The sequence below is a fragment of the Psychrobacter sp. CoH-33_TS_01 genome, from assembly GCF_058189395.1.
In genome coordinates this window covers 706,154-729,132 of the sequence record NZ_JBVGQI010000001.1, presented here as the reverse complement: position 1 = coordinate 729,132, position 22,979 = coordinate 706,154, and the positions used below count along the sequence as shown (strand labels likewise).

16 protein-coding genes are annotated in these 22,979 nt (G+C 45.9%); 4 read left to right on the top strand and 12 right to left on the bottom strand.

Annotation, left to right across the window (positions count from 1 at the left end):
* Window positions 1-448: 448 nt before the first annotated feature.
* Window positions 449-3,484, top strand: coding sequence for an LPS-assembly protein LptD (locus tag ACZ2XM_RS03130; RefSeq protein ID WP_490588290.1), 3,036 nt, complete (start codon window positions 449-451; stop codon window positions 3,482-3,484).
* 136 nt (window positions 3,485-3,620) lie between these two features.
* Window positions 3,621-5,024 (top strand): peptidylprolyl isomerase, encoded by a 1,404-nt coding sequence (locus ACZ2XM_RS03125; RefSeq protein ID WP_490588291.1) that lies wholly within the window; start codon window positions 3,621-3,623, stop codon window positions 5,022-5,024.
* A 153-nt stretch (window positions 5,025-5,177) separates the two neighbouring features.
* On the opposite strand, the gene ACZ2XM_RS03120 is transcribed toward ACZ2XM_RS03125, so the two are convergent.
* Window positions 5,178-5,960 (bottom strand): peptidoglycan DD-metalloendopeptidase family protein, encoded by a 783-nt coding sequence (locus ACZ2XM_RS03120; protein ID WP_490588292.1) that lies wholly within the window; start codon window positions 5,958-5,960, stop codon window positions 5,178-5,180.
* Between the two features lie 783 nt (window positions 5,961-6,743).
* Here ACZ2XM_RS03120 and ACZ2XM_RS03115 point away from each other — a divergent pair.
* Together ACZ2XM_RS03115 and ACZ2XM_RS03110 are read left to right on the top strand one after the other, a co-directional pair.
* A complete protein-coding gene (locus ACZ2XM_RS03115; RefSeq protein WP_490588293.1) occupies window positions 6,744-7,178 on the top strand; it encodes an MCR_0457 family protein in 435 nt (144 codons plus the stop codon).
* 366 nt (window positions 7,179-7,544) lie between these two features.
* A complete protein-coding gene (locus ACZ2XM_RS03110) occupies window positions 7,545-8,711 on the top strand; it encodes a D-alanyl-D-alanine carboxypeptidase family protein (RefSeq protein WP_490588294.1) in 1,167 nt (388 codons plus the stop codon).
* A gap of 181 nt (window positions 8,712-8,892) precedes the next feature.
* Here the strand turns inward: ACZ2XM_RS03110 and ACZ2XM_RS03105 are convergent, their stop codons facing one another.
* The 11 genes from ACZ2XM_RS03105 to ACZ2XM_RS03055 form a co-directional block, all read right to left on the bottom strand.
* The gene (locus tag ACZ2XM_RS03105; RefSeq protein WP_490588295.1) at window positions 8,893-10,800 is read right to left on the bottom strand and encodes a sensor histidine kinase; all 1,908 of its coding nucleotides are present in this window, start codon (window positions 10,798-10,800) and stop codon (window positions 8,893-8,895) included.
* A 290-nt stretch (window positions 10,801-11,090) separates the two neighbouring features.
* The gene (der, locus tag ACZ2XM_RS03100; protein WP_490588296.1) at window positions 11,091-12,545 is read right to left on the bottom strand and encodes a ribosome biogenesis GTPase Der; all 1,455 of its coding nucleotides are present in this window, start codon (window positions 12,543-12,545) and stop codon (window positions 11,091-11,093) included.
* Window positions 12,546-12,911: 366 nt separating this feature from the next.
* On the bottom strand, window positions 12,912-14,111 hold the full coding sequence (gene bamB, locus ACZ2XM_RS03095) for an outer membrane protein assembly factor BamB (RefSeq protein ID WP_490588297.1): 1,200 nt from the start codon (window positions 14,109-14,111) through the stop codon (window positions 12,912-12,914).
* 165 nt (window positions 14,112-14,276) lie between these two features.
* Window positions 14,277-15,107 carry a YfgM family protein gene (locus ACZ2XM_RS03090; protein ID WP_490588298.1) on the bottom strand — a complete coding sequence of 277 codons (831 nt, stop codon included), beginning with the start codon at window positions 15,105-15,107 and terminating at the stop codon, window positions 14,277-14,279.
* A 159-nt stretch (window positions 15,108-15,266) separates the two neighbouring features.
* Window positions 15,267-16,565, bottom strand: coding sequence for a histidine--tRNA ligase (hisS, locus tag ACZ2XM_RS03085; protein WP_490588299.1), 1,299 nt, complete (start codon window positions 16,563-16,565; stop codon window positions 15,267-15,269).
* A gap of 88 nt (window positions 16,566-16,653) precedes the next feature.
* Window positions 16,654-17,769 (bottom strand): flavodoxin-dependent (E)-4-hydroxy-3-methylbut-2-enyl-diphosphate synthase, encoded by a 1,116-nt coding sequence (gene ispG, locus ACZ2XM_RS03080; RefSeq protein ID WP_490588300.1) that lies wholly within the window; start codon window positions 17,767-17,769, stop codon window positions 16,654-16,656.
* Window positions 17,770-18,079: 310 nt separating this feature from the next.
* Window positions 18,080-18,961: a RodZ domain-containing protein gene (locus ACZ2XM_RS03075; protein ID WP_490588301.1), complete on the bottom strand. Its 882-nt coding sequence runs from the start codon at window positions 18,959-18,961 to the stop codon at window positions 18,080-18,082.
* Entirely contained in the window at window positions 18,952-19,815 is an 864-nt protein-coding gene (gene pilW / locus ACZ2XM_RS03070) for a type IV pilus biogenesis/stability protein PilW (RefSeq protein ID WP_490588302.1), read from the bottom strand. Before pilW ends, ACZ2XM_RS03075 begins: the two co-directional genes overlap by 10 nt.
* A 237-nt stretch (window positions 19,816-20,052) precedes the next feature.
* On the bottom strand, window positions 20,053-21,249 hold the full coding sequence (gene rlmN / locus ACZ2XM_RS03065; RefSeq protein WP_490588303.1) for a dual-specificity RNA methyltransferase RlmN: 1,197 nt from the start codon (window positions 21,247-21,249) through the stop codon (window positions 20,053-20,055).
* 469 nt (window positions 21,250-21,718) lie between these two features.
* Window positions 21,719-22,150, bottom strand: a complete 432-nt coding sequence (gene ndk / locus ACZ2XM_RS03060; protein WP_490588304.1) for a nucleoside-diphosphate kinase — start codon at window positions 22,148-22,150, stop codon at window positions 21,719-21,721.
* A 255-nt stretch (window positions 22,151-22,405) separates the two neighbouring features.
* Complete coding sequence (locus ACZ2XM_RS03055; protein WP_490588305.1) at window positions 22,406-22,858, bottom strand: MaoC family dehydratase; 453 nt, start codon at window positions 22,856-22,858, stop codon at window positions 22,406-22,408.
* Window positions 22,859-22,979: the final 121 nt, after the last annotated feature.

The following is a 22,979-nucleotide window of genomic DNA, read 5'->3' as shown; positions in this document are numbered from 1 at the left end:
CTAGACCCGCTAATTAAGCACGCAAACGGTCAACTTTATTCAGACTATTATTTGCATAAAACCATCTGTTGGCAGGCGCTATGATGCCTAGTAAGTGGCGGATAGTGTAGCTGATTTATAACAGCTTGACTATGCGCACCGCCACCTGTTTCAGCAGATAACGCCAGAGTGACTAAAAAATACCGCCGCTAGCAAGTGCGAGCATCCCTGTCTTTTTAACCGTATTTTACTGAGGTGATTCATAACTAATAATGCTATGATTGCGCTAAGCAACAGGGTAAAATCTGCAGCGTCTTGACCTTAAGGCTAAGCCTGCCGCTATAAGTATCAGCCACTAAGAGTGGTAATAAACCAAAGATACTTAGTGGCGCTCTAAAGATTGCCGATAACGCCTGGCCTGCTATACAATACCTAGCGAAGCCACTGTCGCTAGCCATAGCATCATTAAGTGACTGAATTACTGTCGAATAATATAGGTATCCCCTTGCCATACTCACCATTATACCAAAGCATTCACGTCATCTTATTTGGCGCTTTAAGCCTGACTGCCCTGTCCATGAGCGCAGGCGCTAATGCGGCTATCAATGATATTAGCTCACGTACTGTTATTAGCAGTGCCACGGCCGCTAAGACCGCAGTACCTTCAGACATGGCGACGCTACCCTCTGAAAATCTGTCACTCGATAGGGCTATTGACTCAGCTCCTGATGTCGATGCTAGCAATGCTGCCAAGGCCACTAAAGATGCCTTTTTATTTGATAATAATATCAGCACAGATACGGATATTGATTTTGATGAGACTGCGGCTAGCGCAGAGAGTGCAGTAATCGATAGTGAGAGCGCTCAGACGGCCACTAACAATCTTACCGCATCTACAGCTGCTCCTTTAACTACAGAGTCCGTAGATTCTACTGCCTCTGCCAATACCCAACCCGCCATCCAAGCCGATGATGACAGCATTCAACGCAGCCTTGAGCGCCTCGCTGAGCATTACGAGCTAATCCCAGAAGAAGAAAAGCAGCAAAGAAAGCAAAATGGCCTGACTCTAGAGAACTTACTCAACCTAGACCAAAACGTGCCAGCAACCACAGAATCAACGCTGCTCCCCTCCAATGTGCCTTCTAGAACGGCTGCACAGAATACAGATGACACCTTAAACAGCAGTGCCCGCTGTGAAGGCCGTTGGATTTATCCAAAAGCCAACTCTAAAGCGGCGCTAATCACTGATGCTGAGGGCGTGGTTCGTCCAGATATGAATCTGTATGCAGAGTCTGACTATGGCTATTATGACAATGTCGATTACGCTGAGCTGTCGGGCAATGTCATCATTGACCAAGGGCCGCAACATATTGAAGCCGATAAAATCCTAGTGAATCTGACTAGCGGTGTTGCAGCGGCGCAAGGGCAAGTCATGTTTACCGATGCGGCCATTTCTCCAGCCACAAATGGCGGGCAGCAACCGTCTCAACAGAGAACGGATGGCGGTATTATTGGGGTAGCGGATAGTCTTGCTTATAATACAGAAACCGGACAATCGACTGCGAAAGATGTAGCCTTTGCTAGCGTGCCGTTACAAGCTCATGGTTATGCCAAACGCTTGAATAAGCCTAGCGATACTCGCTATGAGCTCGATGAGGTTATGTTTACTACCTGCCCTCCTACCGATCGTAAGTGGCAGCTCGATGCTAAAAATATTGATATCGACACTGAGACGGGCCGCGGCGTAGCGACCAATACGACTTTCCGTATTGCCGATGTGCCCGTATTGTATTTGCCATACTTCAACTTTCCTATTGATGCCCGCCGTAGCAGTGGCTTTTTGACCCCGCGGGCTAGTATCGGCAGCGAAAGTGGCCTTGAGTTAGACATCCCCTATTACTTTAACCTCGCGCCCGAATATGATGCGACATTGAACACGCATTTATATACCAATCGTAATCCTATGCTCACTGGGGAATTTCGCTATCTGACTGAAAACTACGGTGAAGGTCAGCTGACGGGCTCCTATTTGCCCAGCGATAGAAAGTACGATGGCGAAGACCGTAGCAGCTTCTTTTACGATCATTATTGGGCGTCAGAAGCTATCCCCCATCTAGATGGCGACATCACTTATAAATATGTCTCTGATGCAGACTATCTTACTGACTTTGATACTTTAGGCATTGCAGACAATAACATCAACTTACCGAGACGGGCACGCTTGAATTATTATAACGACCTAGTCACCGGTGAGCTAAAAGTTGAGACTTTCCAAAGCCTAAAAGCCTTTACTAGTGATGATGTGGCTATTGCGGATAAAGACAAACCCTATTCGCGCTTGCCACAGCTCAACCTAAACTATAGATTACCTTGGTCCGATAAGATTGATATTACCGGCGTGCATGACTCTGCTTACTTTAAAAAGTCTATCGATGATGGCTCAGAAGCAGAAAAAAGCGGCGTGCGTATGTATAACAAAGTGAGCGCCAGTTATCCGGTAGAGAGCGCTTGGGGCTATGTTACCCCGCAGGTCAGCTTGCAGCATCTCTTCGCTTCATACGACCAAGACAGTCTTGATGACAATGACTTGAGCCGCGATGATGGTAGCCAGTCAGTATTTGTACCACAAATGAGTATCGATGCCGGCTTGCACTTTTCTAATACCGGCACCCCATTTGGTTGGTTTGACGACACTTTGGGTGGCTATCAATTGCTGAGCCCCAGACTGAAATACACCTATTCACCTTTTAAAGAGCAGAACTCTTTACCGAACTTTGATACACGTATTGCGTCTATTAACTATAAGCAACTGTATGCTGACAGCTGGTTTTTAGGCCATGACCGTTTGCAGGATTTGCATGCTGTCACCCCAGGGCTAAACTATCGTTACGTCGACGCAATGGGCGTGACACGTTTTGATGGTAGTATTGCTGAGCAATTTTATATTGAAAATGGTGAAGTCACGTTATCCGAAGAAGCCGAAGTATTCAGCGAGGCCTCCTCTGGTGTAGTTTGGGAAGCCAGTACCCAGCCTTATAATAACTTTTGGGTGGACTTGAGCGGAGCGATGACGAACAGCTACGATTTAAACTACTTAACGACAGAATTACGCTATCAGCCTACCGATAACAGCTTATTTAACGTAGGTTATGTCAAGCGTCGCGAAGACCCGAATACCAACCAGCTGCCCTTATCCGCAGTGACCGCCTCTAGTGTCTTTCCTATTAATAATAATTGGCGAGTGCTCGCGCAAGGTCAATACGATTTAAAACGTGACAGAATGCTAGATGCCTTAGTTGGGGTAGACTTTGAGGATTGTTGTTTTGGTTTTGCGGTATATGGTCGTCGCTACTACAATGATTTAAACTTGTCAGACAAACCTAATCAGGCCATTATGGCGGAAATTCGTCTGAACGGACTTGGCGATAGTACCAGCCGTCTGACGCGCCTGTTATCGGATAAAGTTTTAGGTTTCGAACCGGTGCAAACGGCTTGGAAAGATTAAGTCATTTATTTTGCATGCCAAAGATTAGCCTAACTGCTTGAAGGCTAGATAATAGACTTTAAGGTTAGCCCACAGATTACGATTTTAAAAGCTTCAAATGCGACGATTCGTGGCAACAAATTTAATGAGGAATTTCATGACAGTTTTATCTTTTCGCCGTTTAAGTGGTGCCACTTTACTTACCTTGAGTGTGGTCGCTGGTCTGAGCATTACGTCTGTGGCCAATGCTGCAGAGACCAATAAGACCGAGCAGGCACAAGCTGCTACGCCAAAGCAAGTCTCACGCACTGCCAGTCAAGATGGTATCGTTGCTCTGGTCAATCAAAGCGCTATTTTAAAAAGTGATCTCGCCGTAGCGGTCGCTCAAGCGAAACAACGTGCCGCTCTGACAGGAGATGCTATCCCTACAGGTCAGCAGCTACAGAGTGAAGTTTTAAATGCTTTGATACTGCGTGAGTTACAACTGGCGTTAGTGAAACGTGTGGGCATCAAACCAGATGACAATGTGGTCAATGCACGTTTGGCCCAAATTGCGCAAAGCCAAGGTATGAGCAGCTTAGCTGAGCTACAGCAACGCTTTGATGCTGAGCAACCGGGCAGCTATGCTCGCGTGCGTCAGCAAGTCATTGAAGAAGCTTCGATTCAAGCCTTACAGCAGCGTCAGGTAGCCAGTCGTGTGCGTATCACCGATCAAGATATCGAAGCCTTTTTGGCCTCTCCTGAAGCCAAACGTCTGAATCAAAGTGAATACCAAACTATTCACGTGCGCGTGCCTTATATAGATGATTATAGCCGTCTGTCTGAAAAGCAACGTGATGAGGCGCTACAAGTCGCTAATAAACTTTATCAAGCTTTAAATACGCCAAATGTTGATGTTAATGCTGCCATGGCTGAAGTACAAGGCAACTATCCGGTGCCGCTACAGGGTGGCAATATGGGCTATAACAAAGCCGCTGGCCTACCGCTGCAACTGGCCAATGCTATCACTGACTTAAAAGTTGGTGAAGTTAGCCAGCCTATCATTAGCCCTGAAGGCATCGATGTCGTCAAACTGGCGGATAAGAAAAGCGCGGATAAAATGGTTATCCCGCAGTGGCGTGCCCGTCATATCTTAGTGAAAGTCGATGAGTTGCAATCAGAAGAATTGGCCAAGCAAAAAATCAATGATTTGTATGAGCAGTTGCGTCGTGGCGCTGACTTTGCAGCCCTAGCCTCTACCTACTCTGACGACTCAGGCTCAGCAGGCCGTGGCGGCGATTTAGACTGGGTGGAAGAAGGCACGATGGTAGCGCCGTTTGAGCAGATGATGAAAGCGACCCCAGTCGGTGATTACTCTACCCCTTTCCAAACCCAGTTTGGCTGGCACATCGTCAAAGTGGACGATGAACGCCAACAAGATGTGAGTGAGCAGTATCGCCGTAAGATGGCGCAGGAAACTTTGTATAAGCGCTTAGCGCCGCAAGCACAAGAAGATTGGCTACAAGAATTGCGTGCGGGTGCTTATGTCAAAATCTTTGATGACAATATCTCCACAAATTAAGGCCAATAGCAGCTAAGCTAATAGCTGCTATTTAAAAATATGCCTAATAAAAAAGCCTCTATCACTAGAGGCTTTTTTATTGGGCGATCATTTTGAGCTTTGAAGCTAATTAACCCTTAACTTTTTATCAGGTCAATTATCGTCTCAAGCCAGTTATCTGCCTAGCAACGCACGCGGGTCAATAGGATTGCCATTTTGGCGCACTTGGAACTCTAGTGCGACCTGATCCGTTTGTCCGGTTCTGCCTATAGTAGCAATACGCTGACCTCGCTGTACCTGATCGCCTTCTTTGACCAACAGCTGGTTATTGTGCGCATAAGCGGTAATATAGCTGTCATCATGACGAATCATAATGAGGTTGCCATACTCTGGCAAGCCATCACCCGAGTATAAAACCACACCAGATTGGCTGGCGACCACGGGATCGCCTTCACGGCCTGCAAACCACATGCCCATGACGCCTGATTGTTCATCAAAGTTGCGGATGACTTGGTTGCTAGTAGGATAGACAAAGCCTTGAGTATCTGTCGCTGTGGTGCCATAAACAGGGGCCGATGGTTTTGGCGCAGATGTGGTAGGCTGCTGCGGACGCGTCGTGGTCTGATAGCCCGTATTCGCTGGCGGGCGAGCTTGCGTATTACCGCCTTGCCATAATTTTAACCACTGACCTGAATAGATAGTATATTGACTGTCTAAGCCATTGATAGCGCCGATATGGCGATAATTTAAGCCATAACGTGCGGCTATCTGGCTAACTGTGTCACCACGTTGTACCCGGTAAAAGTTAGGAACGCCTTGCGCATTAGCGACGATGGTAGGACCCGTTGCTCCGCCTGCTTGGTAAGTGGGCTTAGTCGCACACCCTACAGCGCCTATTGCCAAAATAGCCACTGCGGCTAGAGGACGCCATTGCTGCCAAGTTGTCTTAGTGTTCATAATATTTCCTATCTGTGTAAGCCATGAATTCAGTACCCAATCTCAGGCAATGGTCGTGAGCATAAGCGTCGCAAACTGACCATATAGTCGGTCATTTACTGCCAATCCTGAGCGGTAAAACTGTGTAGTGTAAATGATGTGCTATAGCTAAGCTACTCTAAAAAGGCATTATCCTAACAGCATGATGGTCTCAATGTGACTGCTAAGACTGTATTAATACGATTATAATAAAGCAATGGTTATGATAAAATTCAGTTATTAGCTCTTATTAAGTTTTTAAGTTTATCTGTCTAAAAAGACGTTAATCCAGTTAGGTTTAATGGCTCAAACTAGGCTAAATAAACCCAACCAGGTCTAATAAATACGATAGCCCGTTGCAAAGCGGCTTAATAAGCCGAGTAAAAGTAATACGACACTTTTAGTATGACGAAAATATCACATTACAATGAATAATTTATCCGCCAACCTACCCTTATACTAATACCTTGTCTATCCTAACTCGAACGCTGCTGATGTCAATTAATCTAGCAACTTAATAACCTAATATTACACAGCATACAGACTGCCTTAACGTAAGTCAGCCCCCAGAATAGAAGGGTCATAAATGTTGCTGAATCTTGAGTTTAGAACACAATATGGCTACACTTAGCCCAATATATTATGTGACATTTAGGGCTCCAGCCATTACCATAGGGCTATTACAACTGCAAGCAAGTGTGCTACTGAATGAACGGTTTGTCTACTTTACATGAGATATCAATGCCTTCTATAAAAGATTTTTTTATGACTAAATCTTCTGCGCTCGGTACTGGCCTGTCTTATAAAAAGTCGCTCTCTAAGTTGAGCATGGCGAGCATTTTGATTAGCTTAGCACTGATGAGTCAGGTGGCTTCAGCGGCGAATACTGTTTCTGCTACTATCCCTGTCGACATGTCAGGTATTAATATTACGCAGCACGAAATTGCGGTCATGCATGTGTTATCTGAGATCTGCCCGCCTATGTTACGCGGTCCGCAAAAACAGCGTTTTTTCAATGCTTATAATGCTAAGCTGCATCAATTAATGCCGAGCTTAGCAGACCCAAAAGCTGCTATTCAATACTTATCTACGCAGCAGGACTATCGAGAAGTTTTGCAAACTATCCGGGTGTGGACCATGCAATTCTCTAAAAGAGACAATAGATTGCTTTGCCAAGATATGGCCAACGGTGCTTTTTAATCCGCTTAATGAATGATTGAGCCTTAGTCCTTAACGAATTCAGTTAAACATTACTGCTCAGGCAGACCTAGTAAGCACGTCGTGTACGTGCTTTTTTTATGCCGCAGTTTTGTACGACGAGCTCATGGCTCCTCATACGCTAGCCACGGTTTACTCATAATTATAAGTTGAACCGCTTAATTGACCTTTTAACCCGTAGCTCTAAGCAGTTTGTTTTTTAATTAGCACATTTAGCTATTTATCCCCCATAGTCATTTTGCTAATATAGTGCCCCTAACTTCTTATTCGACTTCTTCCTATTCTCTTATGGATTTGCAGTGTAAGACTCAATTCTTTGAACGCTTTAATCATGTGGTGTAGACAGTTATGACAGACCTTCGCTTAAAACATAAACTTCTTTCGGTAGCCGCTTTAACTGGCTTGTCGGTAGTCTCACTACCTGCATTGGCAGAAATTGCGCCCCCTGAGATTGACAGTACCGCTTATGTTTTAATGGATTACAACACGGGCGCCATCTTGGCTCAGAAGAATGCAGACCAGCCCTTACCGCCTGCGTCTTTGACTAAAATGATGACCAGCTACATTATTGAGCAGCGCTTAGCGAATGGTGATTTAAAGGAAGATGAGCCCGTACTAATGAGCAAAAATGCCTGGTGCCGCGGCAGTAGCACTGAGTCTTGTATGTATGTGCCGGTCAACCAATCGGCCAGCGTCATCGATATGCTACGCGGTATTATTATCCAGTCGGGTAACGATGCCTCAAAAGCTATGGCTGAACATATTGCGGGTAGCGAAACTTCATTTGCTACTTTGATGAATGAGGAAGCTGCCAAAATTGGTATGAGCAATACTCATTTTGAGAATGCTACAGGTATGCCTTCTGAAGGCCATGTCGCTTCTGCTATGGATTTAGCAAAGCTGGCCAAAGCTATTATCAAAAACAGCGACAAATACTACGCCATCTACTCAGAAAAAGAGTTTACTTATAATGGTATTACCCAAGGTAACCGTAACGCTCTGCTCATCACAGACCCTACTGTTGATGGCCTCAAGACCGGGCATACCGATGCTGCGGGCTACTGCTTAGTCGCCTCAAGCAACCGTAATGACATGCGCTTAATCTCAGTCATTATGGGCGCCAAAAGCATGCAGGATCGTGCCGACCAATCGCGTGAATTGTTAAACTGGGGTTATGGCCATTTTGAAACCGTCGTAAAAGCGCCAAAAAATCAGTTTATTGCCAAGCTGCCAGTATTATACGGCGAAGGCGAAAGTGTTGATGTTGCCACTGCGGATACGCTACAGGTGCTCACCACCAAAACGCAAAAGAATAAAATCACTACGGTAGTCAATATTCCTGATAACGTGGAAGCCCCTATTGCAGTCGGCCAAAAAATTGGCGAAATGACGGCTATGATTGATGGTAAAGCCGTTGCTACCGTACCTGTTGTTGCAACCCAAGCTGTTGAACAAGCAGGCTTTGTGGCTCGTATGTGGCAGCATGTTGTGCATTGGGTCAAAAATATCTTCTAAGTGTTCTATACGCTCCCCTAGGCAGCTTTTATAAGTCGACTTAGAGAGCATACGCTAGCTTAAAGCGTTAGCCATAAAAAACCCCCAGCATAATTCTTATTACGCTGGGGGTTTTTTATGGTTTAACAATCTTTTATATCATTAACTATAGCAATTATTAACTGGTTGAATTACTAGATGTTTAAATCATCAGCCATTGCTTTAATTCAGCCGCGATGGCTTCTACACTTGTAGTGGCCTCTATATAGCTATCGATACCTGCAGCTTTGAAGTCTGCATCAAAATCCTGCCATTTTTCATCAGCATGCACTAGGTAAACAATAAAGATGCGATTCGTCGACTCTATCGACCTAACCTCTTGCGCGATCTGTATGGCTTTTTTAGGGACAATATCTTCAGCGATTAGTAGTAAATCAAACTCATGATTGCGCAGTGATTCAATCAATAGCCTTTGGTGCTGTATGGACTTAGGCGTTAAGCCAAAGTTAGTCAGCTGATTAGGTAGGGTGTAGGATTGCTCTTGGTAGTCTACTTGATGATAGTACAAAGCATTAATACCGCTAAGCAAATTACGGTTATGATGCTCCTGCCAGTTGTCTAGCTGCATCGTGACTCTAAATTTACTGCCTTGACCTGCCCTGCTCTCAACATCTAATGCCGCCCCTATCAGATGCGCCATCTGTTTCGCGACTGACAATCCCACGCCAACCCCTTCAAACTCTCGATTGATGGAGGGGTCAATCTGGAAAAACGGGGTGAAAATATCATCCACATAATGCTGGTCGATACCGATACCCGTATCGATAACACTGACCTGCCAACGGGTATTTTTATCAAAATGATTCAGGTGCGACTCAATAGTAACCGTACCGCTCTTGGTAAACTTAATCGCATTGTCTATTAACGTGGTTAAAATTAGGCGAATCTTACTGATATCCCCTTCTAGCTTATAGCCAATATGGGTGATACGACTGGTCAATACTAAGTCTTTTTGCCGAGCCCGCGGCTCAAACTCAACCATCAAATCTGACAATAACTGTAGCGGATCAAACTCTACTGGGGTAAGACCAATTTGACCTTTTTCAATTTTATTGAGTTGGATAATCTGCTCTAGGGTAAAATCTAAATGCTGACTGCCCTTACGAATAATGGTCAACGCATCTTGCTGCTCGCTACTGAGATAGTGATTATTCAGCAGTTGTAAGCCGCCAAAAATAGCATTTAACGACGTGCGCAGCTCATGGGTAATCATGCTCTGAAAGCTATGCCGCTGCACATCTAAAGACAAATCCTTACTATAGAGCTGCTGCTCATAAGCCTTGAGGGATTCGTGCTCTTTTTTCATCTCAGCCAAGCGCTTGAACAGGCTAATCATTGCCCCTTCAATACTGCTGACTTCAGGCAACTCACGGTCTTGTTGAATAATGGGCAGCTGAGTCAGCTCAGGATTATGGGTAACCTCTTCACTAATTTGCGCCAACCGGACAAACTGACGCACCGGACGTGTGAGGACTCTTAAGATAAAGTAAGCACTCAAAGGCGCTAAAATTAAAGCCAAAAGCCAAATAAAACGATACTCTCTCAGCCACTGCGCCCGCAGCTCTTCCACATCTAAAGTAATGCTGATATAGCCCAACAAGGTATTGTCTTCGACCACCTGCGCAGATTTCGCTGAACTATCACTAGACGTCGCCTCTGCAGTCATATCTCTAGAAATAAAATAACGGCTGGTGACGGCCTGATTAATGCTGGTTGTTTCCGCGAATAATGCACAGCGCCAATCTGCTTCGGCTTGCTTATCGCGCACAATAGGATGATCAATAGAATAGAAAATGATACTTTGAATAGTAGGGTCGTTATTGAGCAGCTCACTGACTTGGTCAGCCACTAAATCTACACCTTCGGGGGAAGAAGCACTGCTGGCCAGTAGCTTACCAATTTGCTCAACATTATGTACCTTAGTCTTATAATCGCGAACCAAATCATAAGTCATGGATATGCCTAAACCCAAAACTGCGGAGATACCGATGATGGAGATAATCCAAGTCCGCATCAGCGTCATGATATCTTTAGGACGGTGTGGTCTCATAAGTGCTCTAGGTAAGGACAAAAAGCCAATAGGTAAATTAGCAATCAAGATAACCATTAACATGGTTATTGGTAGCGCCACTGACAAGGGATAAGGAATTCGTCATGCAGAAAATAAATAGAGACAGCCTTTATATAAAAACTGCCTCCGGTTTGTAGCCACTATTTTAATAAACTTGCTTGTTTAGTAAGTTTGCTCGGCTACGCAGCAGATAGCCACTAGCGAAGTCACTAGTAGCTGGTAACCCTTTGCCTTTTACAGACAACCATTTTACATACCACCATTCACAACTAGCGGCGCTTATTGGTCGTAGTTCCTGTAGTCTCCGCCCCTTGACGACGGCGTTTATCATTTTGACGATACTTTTGCGGCTTTTTGGTGGGGTTCTCTTTTGGCTTGCCCTTGGTCGGTACTTTCTTACGATCCGCATAAGGGTTGTCATTCTTTTTAAATTCAACCATTAGCGGCGTGCCTTCTAGCTTAAAGACTTCGCGGAACTTATTTTCTAAGTAGCGCTGATAGCTCTTTGGCAAGGCTTCAGTTTGGTTGCCATGAATCACGATAACCGGTGGGTTATGACCGCCCAAATGCGCATAACGTAATTTGATACGGCGGCCTGAAACCATGGGTGGCTGATGCGCAGACACGGCATCTTGTAAGATTTGCGTCAAGCGACTGGTCGATACTTTAAAGGTCGCTGACTGATAGGCGCGGTGCACCGAAGGATAGAGATTGCCTACGTTAGTACCATGTAGAGCTGAGATTAAATGAACTTTGACATAAGGAATGAAATGGAAACGACGCTCCATTTCTATTTTTACCATGTCTTTTTTCTCATCGCTCAAGTTATCCCATTTATTAATAGCGATAACGATGGCGCGGCCTGCATCTAAAGCAAAACCAATCATATGCAAATCTTGATCGACAATGCCCTCTTGCGCGTCAATCACGACGATGGTGACGTTCGAGTCTTTAATCGCCTGCAAAGTTTTGATAACCGAGAATTTCTCAACTTTTTCTTCAATACGGCCACGACGACGCACACCCGCCGTATCGATCAAGACGTAGTTTTTTCCTTCACGCTCATACGGAATATAGATACTATCGCGGGTGGTGCCGGGCATATCGAACACAACCACTCGATCTTCGCCTAAGAGACGATTGACCAAGGTAGATTTGCCCACGTTGGGACGACCAATGATAGCTAACTTAAGGCCATCTGGCGTCTCTTCTTCTTCCTCTTCCGGCATGTCTTTAGTGACATCGTCTAACAGGTTGCTGAGACCACGACCATGGCTGGCAGATACTGGATAAGGCTCGCCCAGACCAAAAGCATAAAACTCCGTAATGGCCGCTTCATTCACGCCGTCCATTTTATTGGCGACCACATAGACAGGCTTGCCTAAAGTATGCAAAAATTTAGCAATTTCAGCATCAGAGCCGACAATACCGGCACGAGCATCGACAACGAATACGATAATATCGGCTTCATGGATAGCGGTATGCGACTGCTCGGACATATAGTCATCGATATTGCCACTGCCATCATCAGCTTCCCCAATACCCCCGGTATCCACGACAATAAAGGCGCGGCCTTCGTAATTGGCATCGCCGTATTGCCGATCGCGGGTCAAACCGGCCAAATCTGCGACTAGCGCTTGGCGGGTGCGGGTAAACTGATTAAAGATGGTCGATTTGCCAACGTTCGGACGACCAATTAAGGCGACCACAGGCTTAATACTCATGCGTAACTCTCTTTGCTATGCCAAAAATGGGCAAATTAAAACTAAGGGCACTGCCCAATAGCTTTGGAAATAAGGTAATAATACCATGAATAGCCCGTTATCTAATGACTAACACTGCGGTAAGCTACAGAAGACGCTACAGAGTTAAGTTAGCTAAGGCTAAATAGCCTATAAAATAACGGGCTTTATAATAGTGAGATAGGTATTTTTTATAAGGAACGAGCACTTTATTGATAAAATATTAGCCGTATTTATAAAAGATTATAGGCAAAAACGCAGTGCTCAAAGCACTGCGCTGACCCTAACTAAAAAGGCATTTTGCTACAATCTCGCTATGACAGCGTGTGTCAGTAGCTGCTGAATGACCTAGCGAGCCACCTGCCAAACAGCGACTTGGCCACTGCTGCTTTGAGCCATCAGCAGGTTACCTTGCACTTGTAAGCTGCGCAATGCGCCTTTAGTTTGTACACGGCTAACGATATCACCGGTAGTCGCATCAAAGATATGAACCACCCCTTCGAAATCCCCTACCGCAAGATAATTGCCAATGACCACAGGGTTAGTCAATTGACGGTAAGCCAACGCTTTACTTTCCCAAATAGGTTGGCCAGTAGTACGATTATAAGCTCGTACATCGCCGTCTAATGTCGTGGCAAAAACCATACCTTTGGCTAGGGCTAGCGCACGAGTACTAGCGGCTTCATTAACGAACATGACTTGTCCACTTGCCAAATCAACGCCAAGCATCTGACCGCTATAGCTAATAGCATACAATTGGCCGTTATCAACGACAGGCATTGCGTCCATATCGCTCATACGTTCAACTTCACTACTGCCCATGCCTAGGCCAATACGGCGTGACCATAAAGGCACACCTGACTCAATACTAACGGCATGAACACGACCATCTGCGGTCGCTAATAACGCTGTATTATTGTCTAATAAGGTGGGTTTGGCACTACCGCGTACGCTAATTGCAGGTACTTGGGTAGCGAACTGCCAAATAGATTGGCCTGTTTGTAGCGATAGCCCATGTAAGAAACCATCATTGGCAGATAAAACGACACGGTTATTGTGAATCAATGCTGGGGTTAATACGCTACCCGATAGCTGCTGTACCCAACGCTGAGCACCAGTCTGGGCATCAACCGCCACAATACGACCTGAACGGGTGCTAACGATAGCCGTTTGGCTGGCAGCATCATAAGCTACGCCGCCAGTGATAGGCTCTTTGATGTCTATTGACCAAAGACGTTTGCCCGCTGTATCGTGAGCAGACAAAACGCCACCACGTGAGGCCGCAATCAGACCCGCTTCCCCATATCCTAGCTGTAAATCTAAAGGATCTTTTTTGCTAGCGCCTTTACTGCCCGCATCAAAATTTAGCACAGGCTGTAGCACCGCTAGTGGTTGAGCCAACTTAACCAATTTGACCGGCTCGTTCACTTCAGGTTTGATGCCGCGGTTACAACCAACGACCTGAGTCGCCAGCACACCGATTAACGCTGAGTACAGTAAGGTTGTTTTCAGCGTAGACTGGCGGAGTTTAGCAGGGAATAAAGTCATTGTACGATCTCACCACAGGTAAAAAAAAGAATAATAGACAGAGTAATGGTAGCAGCGGCTACCCATAAGAGCGGCGTAATGCGCCTACTCCTACGTTATTGAGCCCTCTAAAGTAGGCTCACCGCTATACTGTCATAGTTATAAACGGTAAAGCTACGCTACTGCTTAATTAGCAGGGGCGCTCGCAGCTTCATTTTCAATACTGGCTACAGCGGCCTCATCAGCCGTGATGGGAGCGGCTATAGCTTCGTTACCACTAGCGGCTGGGGCGTTCACTAAGCTCGCTGGGCCTTCAATAGGGTCAGGAGTAATGCCTAGGCTTTCCATCTTTAAAGCCAATACGGCGCGGTTTTCTTGACGCTCTCGCAGTTGCTCCCAAGCATTATTATAAGCTTGCGTAGCGGCTGCTTTATCGCCTTGTGCCATATGGATATCGCCTAACAACTCTTGCTTGCTGGCTTCAAAACTGCCTGGCAACTCTTGACTTAGCGTGGCTAAAGCCCCTTTCGCATCCCCATCTGCAAGCTGCACTTGCGCATAACGTAAGACGGTTAAGCCTTTTAGGCCAGCGTCTTCTAAGTTGATATCTAAAGCTTGCTTTAGGGTAGCACTAGCGCCTTTAAAATCATTCGCATCCGCTTGCTGTCGTGCTTGTATAAGCAGCGCCTGCCAAGCGTAAACCGTATCCCCATGAGTGGCGACTAGCGCTTTAATGTCTTTATCGAGCAGCGCTTGTTTATCCGCTAATACTTTCTGCGCATCAGCTTCTAGGTCAGGATTTTGCGCGGCTAACGACACTTCGCCATTCAGTTGCTGAATATCCGCATACTGGTCGGCCGCTACCGTATCCACTTTCGCATGATTATTCTGCCAATAAGTCCAGCCAAAATAGCCGGCAAGCGCCAACAAAATCGCTGTGACAATATAACCGCCATAGGTTTTTAAAGATTCCATTTGATTGTCAGGAACATTATTAGTGGGCTGTGGTTGCGCCATGGTTCTTACCTAATTAACAGAAATAATCAAGATGCCGCCGTAGCCTAGCATCCTACATAAGTTTAAATAGCGGGTTAGTATAACTATTGTCAGGCTCACAAAATATAGTGAATAACGACTTTAGTACCTAACACCGGCTAAAGGCTTGCATTTAGCCCATTATTGGGGCATAGGCAATAAGGTGTTATCAGCCGTCGTAAACCAGTCTTGGTCATACGAACCCTGCTCACCCGTTTGCATATTTTTCACACTAATTTGCCCAGCCTCTACCTCTTGCTGAGCTAAAATTACGGTAGCCACGGCACCCGACTTATCCGCTCTTTTCATCTGCGACTTTAAGCTAGTAGCACTGGCCATTTTAATCCGCAAATCGGGACGCGCGCGACGTAGGGTCTCAGCAAAGACAATACCTTGACCATAAACTTCAGGATGGGCGGCGATAAACACATCACAAGCTGTCATCTCCGCCATCGGATTGACCGCTTCTATTAACAGTAATAAACGCTCAAGCCCCATCGCAAAGCCAACGGCAGGCTCAGACTTAACTTCCTTGCCATTGTCTTGGCCCATGGATTTTAGCTGGCCTATCAGACCATCATAACGGCCACCCGCACAAACGGTAGCTTGGCTGCCCAATTTATCCGTCACCCATTCAAACACGGTCTTATTATAATAATCTAAACCGCGCACTAGACGTGGGTTGATTTCGAATTTAATATTCAACGCATTTAAATAAGTTTGTAAGGTATCAAAATGGGCTTGGCTGTCCTCACCGAGGAAATCACTAAGGGCGGGCGCATTGTCTAAAATAGCTTGCGTCTGGGCGTCTTTACTGTCAAGAATACGCAAAGGATTGGTGGTCAGGCGACGCTGGCTGTCTTCGTCCAGTTGGTCTTTTTTATCAGTGAGATAGGTCACCAATGCTTCACGATAGGCGCGGCGCTCCTCAAGCTCACCCAAGCTATTAATCTGCAAGGTCAACTCGTGGTCAATACCCAACTGTTGCCACATCAGATAGGTCATAGCAATCAGCTCAGCATCCGCGTCTGGCAACTCGCTACCAAAGCTCTCTACCCCTATTTGGTGAAACTGACGATAGCGGCCTTTTTGCGGACGCTCATAGCGGAACATAGGCCCGGTATACCAAAGCTTAGGGTTGTCACCACGGAGCATATTGTGCTCAATCACAGCGCGTACGGCGCCAGCGGTGCCTTCTGGGCGCAAGGTAAGCGGTGTCGGCGGGTCTGACTTATCAGCAAAGCTATACATTTCTTTTTCGACGATATCCGTCGCTCCGCCAATCGCGCGAGCAAATAAATCAGTTTGCTCAACGATAGGCAAACGAATTTGCTGATAGCCGTAGCGTGCTAATACGTCCGCTAACACGGCTTCGAGGTGCAGCCACTGACCACTTTGCTGCGGTAATATATCGTTAAAGCCTTTAATTGCTTTGATCATAAGTGCTCTACTACTTCCAAATTTATAATGTTTATTAATTTAATTTCTATTTTTTAGCCAACTGTTTTAGAGCGCAGTTTAGGAGACCCTATTTAACACGAATAATCTCATTTTCGCGTTGTTTTGCGAGGGTGTCTGCGTGCTCTCGGACCATTTTTTCAATTTCGTCGGCCAGATTATTGGTATCAATCAAATGGCTCTTTTCGCCCATACGATAGACTAGCGATCTTGGCGCGGCGCCCACAATACCAATATCAGCTTCTTTCGCTTCGCCAGGTCCATTCACCTTACAGCCAATCACAGATAAATTCATCGGCTCACGGATGTCTTCTAAACGCGCTTCTAAATCATTCATTACTCGAATGACGTCAAACTCTTGGCGTGAGCAACTTGGGCACGCAATAAAGTTGACCCCATTGGCGCGAATATTTAATGACTTTAAAATATCAAAGCCAATTTTAATCTCTTCTTCGGGCTCTGCAGCTAGCGAAATACGCAGCGTATCGCCAATACCGTCGAGTAATAAGCCGCCCAAAGCAATGGCTGATTTTACGGTCCCAGTACGATAGACCCCCGCTTCTGTCACCCCTAAATGTAAGGGATTATCAATCTGTGCTGAGATTAAACGATAAGCGTCTAGCGTTAAAAAGACATTACTGGCTTTCACTGAGATTTTATATTGATCAAAGTTTAGGCGCTCAAGGATATCAATATGGCGCATAGCTGACTCGAGCATGGCCTCACCGGTCGGTTCGCCATATTTACGCTGAATCTCTTTTTCTAAAGAACCTGCGTTCACCCCAATACGAATAGGAATATTGTGGTGTTTGGCACAAGCGACGACTTCACGGACTTTTTTATCGCTACCGATATTACCTGGGTTAATCCGCAGACAATCAGCACCGGCTTCCGCAACCGCCAAAGCAATCTTATGGTCAAAATGGACGTCTGCTACTAGCGGTACACTGACGCGGCGGCGAATCTCACCGAAAGCCTGCACCGTTTCCATAGTAGGCGTCGATACCCGCATAAAATCGGCACCGGCATCCACACAGCGCTCTATCTGGGCGACCGTGGCGGCAACATCGCAAGTATCGGTGTTGGTCATACTCTGGACACTAATCGGAGCATCGCCACCGACCGCGACTTCTCCGACATAAATCTTTTTGGTAAGGCGTCGTTTGATAGGAGAAGGCGTTGACATAATACAGTCCTTAAGAGCTTATAGTTGACTCATTTTATAGGGTCGATAACAGTAAATAAATAGCCTAACTTTTAAAACACAAATTATTCATGGTTGAGATTAATCGTCAGGTTTTGAGCGATTTCAAGCAGCTCAATACTAAGTCATAGTACCTAAAGGCTACTAGATTATATAAAGGCCAAGCTTAATCTGGCTAAATATGAATCCGCCTGTACTGAATAAGGCACCCTACGAATAAATGGCTACCTAAGTAGCCAAATAAAAAAGGAGCCTATGGTCAGTATAAAACCTTGCCTATTGTAGCGAACTATTATGGCGCTAGTGTGAAGCTGGCTTTATTATTTGTGGCAAATTTGCTTAAGCTGACCGCTTCTTGATTCAAATTTAAATCGACTTTATCGACGTCATTAATCTGAATTTGGAAAGGGGCTTTACCCGATAATTTATAACCACCACGGCTTTGTGTACCCGACATTAACGAATTACCCGCCGCGTCTGTGACGGTAATATCCGTGTTGCCTTTCACCCAAAACTCTAGATTAGCATCACCAGCAGTAGCGGTGTTAGTCGCGTTATCATCAAGATTTAGGGCATTGCCCGAAGCGCTAACATCAGCATTCTGGGCGCCTATCGCCACGCCTGAAGCAACAGCGGCTCCTGGTACAGAAGCGCCTTCAGCTTGCTCCGCAGGACTGATGGTGTCGATCGTTGGCGTCGGCTCTGTGGTCTCGTCTTTAGCATTCGTCACCATCCGCAATAAGAAGACTGCTAAAACGATAACGCCAATAATGGCTAATAATAATAAAGGATTAAAGCGAATTTTGGCGCGGCCTTCCCGTTGCAAGGTCCCCATAGGACGCAAAGGAGATTCAATATCGCCTACCGCTTTAGTTCTTAACTCGCTAGGGTAAGCCGTGTCAAAGCTGTCAGCCACCCGATGCGGGTCTAGACCTAGATACTTGGCGTAGTTAATAGCAAAACCACGGGCAAAGGTCACTTGTGGCAGCGCTTGAAAATTCTCTTGCTCAAGGGCTTGTAAGTGACGCTTTAAGATAAACAACTCAGCGGCTGCATCTTCAAGGGTTAAGTTTTTGGCTTCACGAGCTTGCAAAAGCATCGCACCAAATGAAGTTGGCGGAGTGATTTGCGAATTTTTCGATTGTGCATTGGGGGTTGGGTTGGTTATTTCCATGATGCCTCTGGATTGTTCAGCCAAGTCTTGAGTTGTTTTGCTTCGTTACTAAGGGGATAGCTTGATAAAAGTTGTTGGGCTAGAGCTTGTCTGTCATTAATATTGCCATGCGCGGCGGCCAATTTAATACCTTGCAGTAATAATCTTGGGCTCATTGGCTCATGGCGTAACAGCTCTCCGGTCTCTTCATAGAGACTTTGCGCCTGGGCAATGCGATTTTGCTCAATCAGCAAATCTACCAGTTCAATATGCGCAATGATACTGTTACGGTTGCCTTCAATAGCGCGAATAAAGGCTTGCGTGGCGGCAGGCTTATTGCCGAGCATAAGTTGGGCACGGCCCAAATTCTCTAAGGCGCCAATACGGGACTCATAGCCCAGCTCAGCACCCGCAACTTCAAACTGCTGCACTGCCTCAGCATAGCGCTTCATTTGAAAGAGGTAGACGCCATAATTATTACGGGCCTGCATAAAGCTAGCATCGAGAGCAATCGCCTGTTTATAAGCTGCATCCGCTTTTTGCAGGTTAATGCTGCTGCCTTCCTGCTGCAAAAGGGTGCCCATCATATCATAAGCGGGCGCATAACGGCTATCGGCTGCCAAGGCTTTATCAATCTCACGCTTGGCCGCATCGAGCTCATTTTTACGGATATATTCCGCAGCTAAAGTCGTGCGTATTTTCGCAATTTCGCCTTTATCGCGATTGTAATTATTACTAGGTTGGGTAGTAGTCTGATATTGCGCAGTTTTTATGCCGCTGTCCGGAGCCGTTTGACAACCATTCAGTAGCATGGTCATGCTTAGTATTACGGCGGCCGGTATATTTATGGGAACGTACTGCAACTGAATTCGCATATTGATACTCGGTCGTCTTAATCAAGAAGAATGGCGCCTATTCCTAAAGGTATAGCTTGACGCCCCGCACATTATTATATGAATACGTGGTGAAGTGCCACTAATTTTTCATATTACCCTGCAATTTCAGGCATTGCCCAGACATCGCCCAGTCATTGCCATAGTAAAGCAATCCCGTGATAGGATTCAAGTCATTCGCACTACTGGTTAAGCTCAAGGGTTGAACTGGTGATTCAGTTAGAGGCTTAAGCTTGCAGTCTCTAACCGGTCTTTCACACTTTGCTGCCATTTCGCTGAACGGCGCGTACGGTCTGCAACCTGCCCTACTAGCTGACCACAAGCCGCATCGATATCATCGCCACGGGTCTGACGAATAGTACTCACAAAACCGGCATTATTTAAAATGTTGCTAAAGGTATGAATACGATTATTGCTAGAGCGACCATACGGCGCATGCGGGAACGGGTTAAACGGTATCAGATTGATTTTGCTAGGCAAATCGCCCAGTAGCGCTACCAATTGCTCGGCGTGCTCATCGCTGTCATTGACCCCCGCCAACATGACATACTCGATAGTCACGTGTTTTTTATGACGAGGATTGTTATCGAACACATAGGCACGAGCGGCCGCCATCAATTGCTCTAGCGGGTATTTTTTATTAATCGGTACTAATTCATTACGCAGCTCATCGTTAGGCGCATGCAACGAAATAGCTAGGGCAACATCGATATCTTTGTACAAGTCATACATCTTAGGGACAACGCCTGAAGTGGAGAGCGTGACTCGGCGTTTAGAGAGACCATAAGCATGATCCGACACCATGATACTCATAGAGGCAACTACCGGCTTATAATTTAATAGCGGCTCGCCCATCCCCATCATGACCACGTTCGTGACATTATTATGCCACTCGCTACTGTCGACCCCTTCCATATAAGAAGCATTCGCCACCCACAGCTGACCGATAATTTCGGCAGCGGTTAAGTCGCGCTCAAAGCCCTGCTTGCCCGTACTACAGAAGCTGCAGTCCAACGCACAGCCGACCTGTGAAGAGATACATAAAGTTTTACGGCCATTCACTTTACTGTCTTCAGCGGGAATCAATACCGTCTCAACCAGCGAGCCACCGGCGACTTTAAACACCCACTTACGCGTGCCATCATCGCTATATTCTCTATGCACGACTTCTGGGGCGATCACGCAGGCATGCTCTGCCAACTTATCCCGCAGACCCTTGGACAGATTGGTCATTTGGGTAAAGTCGGTGACCCCATGCTGATAAATCCACTTCATCACTTGGGTCGCGCGAAAAGGCTTTTCGCCTAAAGTCTTAAAGTAGTCACCAAGCTCGCTCTGGCTCATGCCCAATAGGTTGGTGCGTGACTCAGGTATATCTTGTGGCTCTGGCGTATGTACGAGGGGTATTTTAGTCATGGCAGGATATCAATTTAGCTGTGGCTCGAGGTCGCGAAAAATTAGCTTCGCAAAAGCCGGTGAATATAAAGGTGCGCGTATAAACCATCAATGCGTTGTGAATATACAGAGTGTGCATAGCAGGAGAAAATAGGGCTATAGCTTTGGCTTACTAGGTCTAAAACCTTACCAACGCTCGCGCCTATTATAACGTAATAACGGTCGCTTCGTCATAATCGATTCAAAAGGGCAACTTAGCCCTGATTATAGACCCTAAAGCTTGGCGCTCTAAGCTCCTATTCTTAAACTACTCTATAGACGTGATAGGCATTTCTTTTGAGATTCGGAATTCGGCATAAGCAGACCAGTTGTACTAAAAAAACGCTCTGCAATAGAAAACGGCTAAGCAAGCGCCTAGCCGTTTTTAGATGAGTTCAAACTATAGCTAATTCAAGCCCAATCTATTTAGAAAAATAGTATGGCCGCTCGATTAACGAGTACGGGCTACTACTTCGCCGTCATTGAAGAAATAAGCGATCTCACGGGCAGCAGACTCAGCAGAATCAGAACCGTGTACAGCGTTTTCGTCGATGCTAGAAGCGAAATCTTTACGGATAGTACCTTCAGCAGCTTCGGCTGGGTTAGTAGCGCCCATGATTTCGCGATGCTTAGCGATAGCGTTTTCGCCTTCTAATACAGAAACGATAACTGGACCTGAAGTCATGAAAGATTTAAGGTCATTATAGAAAGGACGCTCTTTGTGCTCAGCGTAGAAACCGCCGGCTTTTTCGTCATCCAATTGCAGCATTTTAGCGCCAACAATTTTTAGACCGTTTTTTTCGAAGCGGCTGTAGATTTCGCCGATGTTATTGTTGCCAACAGCGTCAGGTTTGATGATAGATAAAGTACGTTCGATAGCCATGATAGACTCCTAATGAATGAAACTAAAATTTTAATGAGCAACCGCTTGAATAGTTGGAAAGACGGTTAGCTCTTGAGTGTCGCCTATTATAATGATTCAAAGCGTAAATGATAGGGGAAATTTGGTCAATTTATCTTAAGCCAGCGTTAAGGCTAGCCCTATACCCACTCACCTCCCACCATTAGTAAATCGTGCCTTAAAATGACTGTAGCGTATACTTAGGCTATTTTGTCATATCTCTCTGCGATAAAACGGCTAATTACGGCGGAAGGCGACCATATTACAAGTGAAGTTTTGCACCGCTTCGCCATGCTGATTCAACGTATCAATCTGTACCGTTACGATACCGCGGTCCGGTTTCGAGCGTGACGGCTTGACCTCTATAACTTCAGAGACCACCTGCAGCGTATCGCCCGGACGGGTCGGTCTCGGCCAACTAATCTGCCCGCCTGCCCCAATTAGCCCAGAAGCTATAGGAATAGACGCGACCATTAAGCGCATGGTAATGCCTGAAGTATGCCAACCACTAGCGGCGAGTCCCTCAAAGAAAGTCTCTTTAGCGGCCTCTGTATCTAAATGGAAGACTTGTGGGTCAAATTGCTTAGCAAAGGCAATAATCTCTTCGGTGGTCATTGTATAGTGGTCACTGACCCATTTATCACCAACAGTGATGTCTTCTAGGTATTTTTTGGCTAAATCTTGTGTCATCTTTTGCAATCCTTCTTTCCGGGTAATTAATCTGGTCAGTCGATCTGGCTTATAAATAGCTTTAACATGCCCTTAAATCAAAAAGACCCCATAACAAGGTATGAGGTCTAAGCGAGCTAAT

Excerpts from the sequence above, each read along its gene's own strand:
- ACZ2XM_RS03125 (WP_490588291.1), top strand. The coding sequence starts at position 3,621 with ATGACAGTTTTATCTTTTCGCCGTTTAAGTGGTGCCACTTTACTTACC.
- ACZ2XM_RS03120 (WP_490588292.1), bottom strand. The coding sequence starts at position 5,960 with ATGAACACTAAGACAACTTGGCAGCAATGGCGTCCTCTAGCCGCAGTG.
- ACZ2XM_RS03115 (WP_490588293.1), top strand. The coding sequence starts at position 6,744 with ATGACTAAATCTTCTGCGCTCGGTACTGGCCTGTCTTATAAAAAGTCG.
- ACZ2XM_RS03110 (WP_490588294.1), top strand. The coding sequence starts at position 7,545 with ATGACAGACCTTCGCTTAAAACATAAACTTCTTTCGGTAGCCGCTTTA.
- ACZ2XM_RS03105 (WP_490588295.1), bottom strand. The coding sequence starts at position 10,800 with ATGAGACCACACCGTCCTAAAGATATCATGACGCTGATGCGGACTTGG.
- der (WP_490588296.1), bottom strand. The coding sequence starts at position 12,545 with ATGAGTATTAAGCCTGTGGTCGCCTTAATTGGTCGTCCGAACGTTGGC.
- bamB (WP_490588297.1), bottom strand. The coding sequence starts at position 14,111 with ATGACTTTATTCCCTGCTAAACTCCGCCAGTCTACGCTGAAAACAACC.
- ACZ2XM_RS03090 (WP_490588298.1), bottom strand. The coding sequence starts at position 15,107 with ATGGCGCAACCACAGCCCACTAATAATGTTCCTGACAATCAAATGGAA.
- hisS (WP_490588299.1), bottom strand. The coding sequence starts at position 16,565 with ATGATCAAAGCAATTAAAGGCTTTAACGATATATTACCGCAGCAAAGT.
- ispG (WP_490588300.1), bottom strand. The coding sequence starts at position 17,769 with ATGTCAACGCCTTCTCCTATCAAACGACGCCTTACCAAAAAGATTTAT.
- ACZ2XM_RS03075 (WP_490588301.1), bottom strand. The coding sequence starts at position 18,961 with ATGGAAATAACCAACCCAACCCCCAATGCACAATCGAAAAATTCGCAA.
- pilW (WP_490588302.1), bottom strand. The coding sequence starts at position 19,815 with ATGCGAATTCAGTTGCAGTACGTTCCCATAAATATACCGGCCGCCGTA.
- rlmN (WP_490588303.1), bottom strand. The coding sequence starts at position 21,249 with ATGACTAAAATACCCCTCGTACATACGCCAGAGCCACAAGATATACCT.
- ndk (WP_490588304.1), bottom strand. The coding sequence starts at position 22,150 with ATGGCTATCGAACGTACTTTATCTATCATCAAACCTGACGCTGTTGGC.
- ACZ2XM_RS03055 (WP_490588305.1), bottom strand. The coding sequence starts at position 22,858 with ATGACACAAGATTTAGCCAAAAAATACCTAGAAGACATCACTGTTGGT.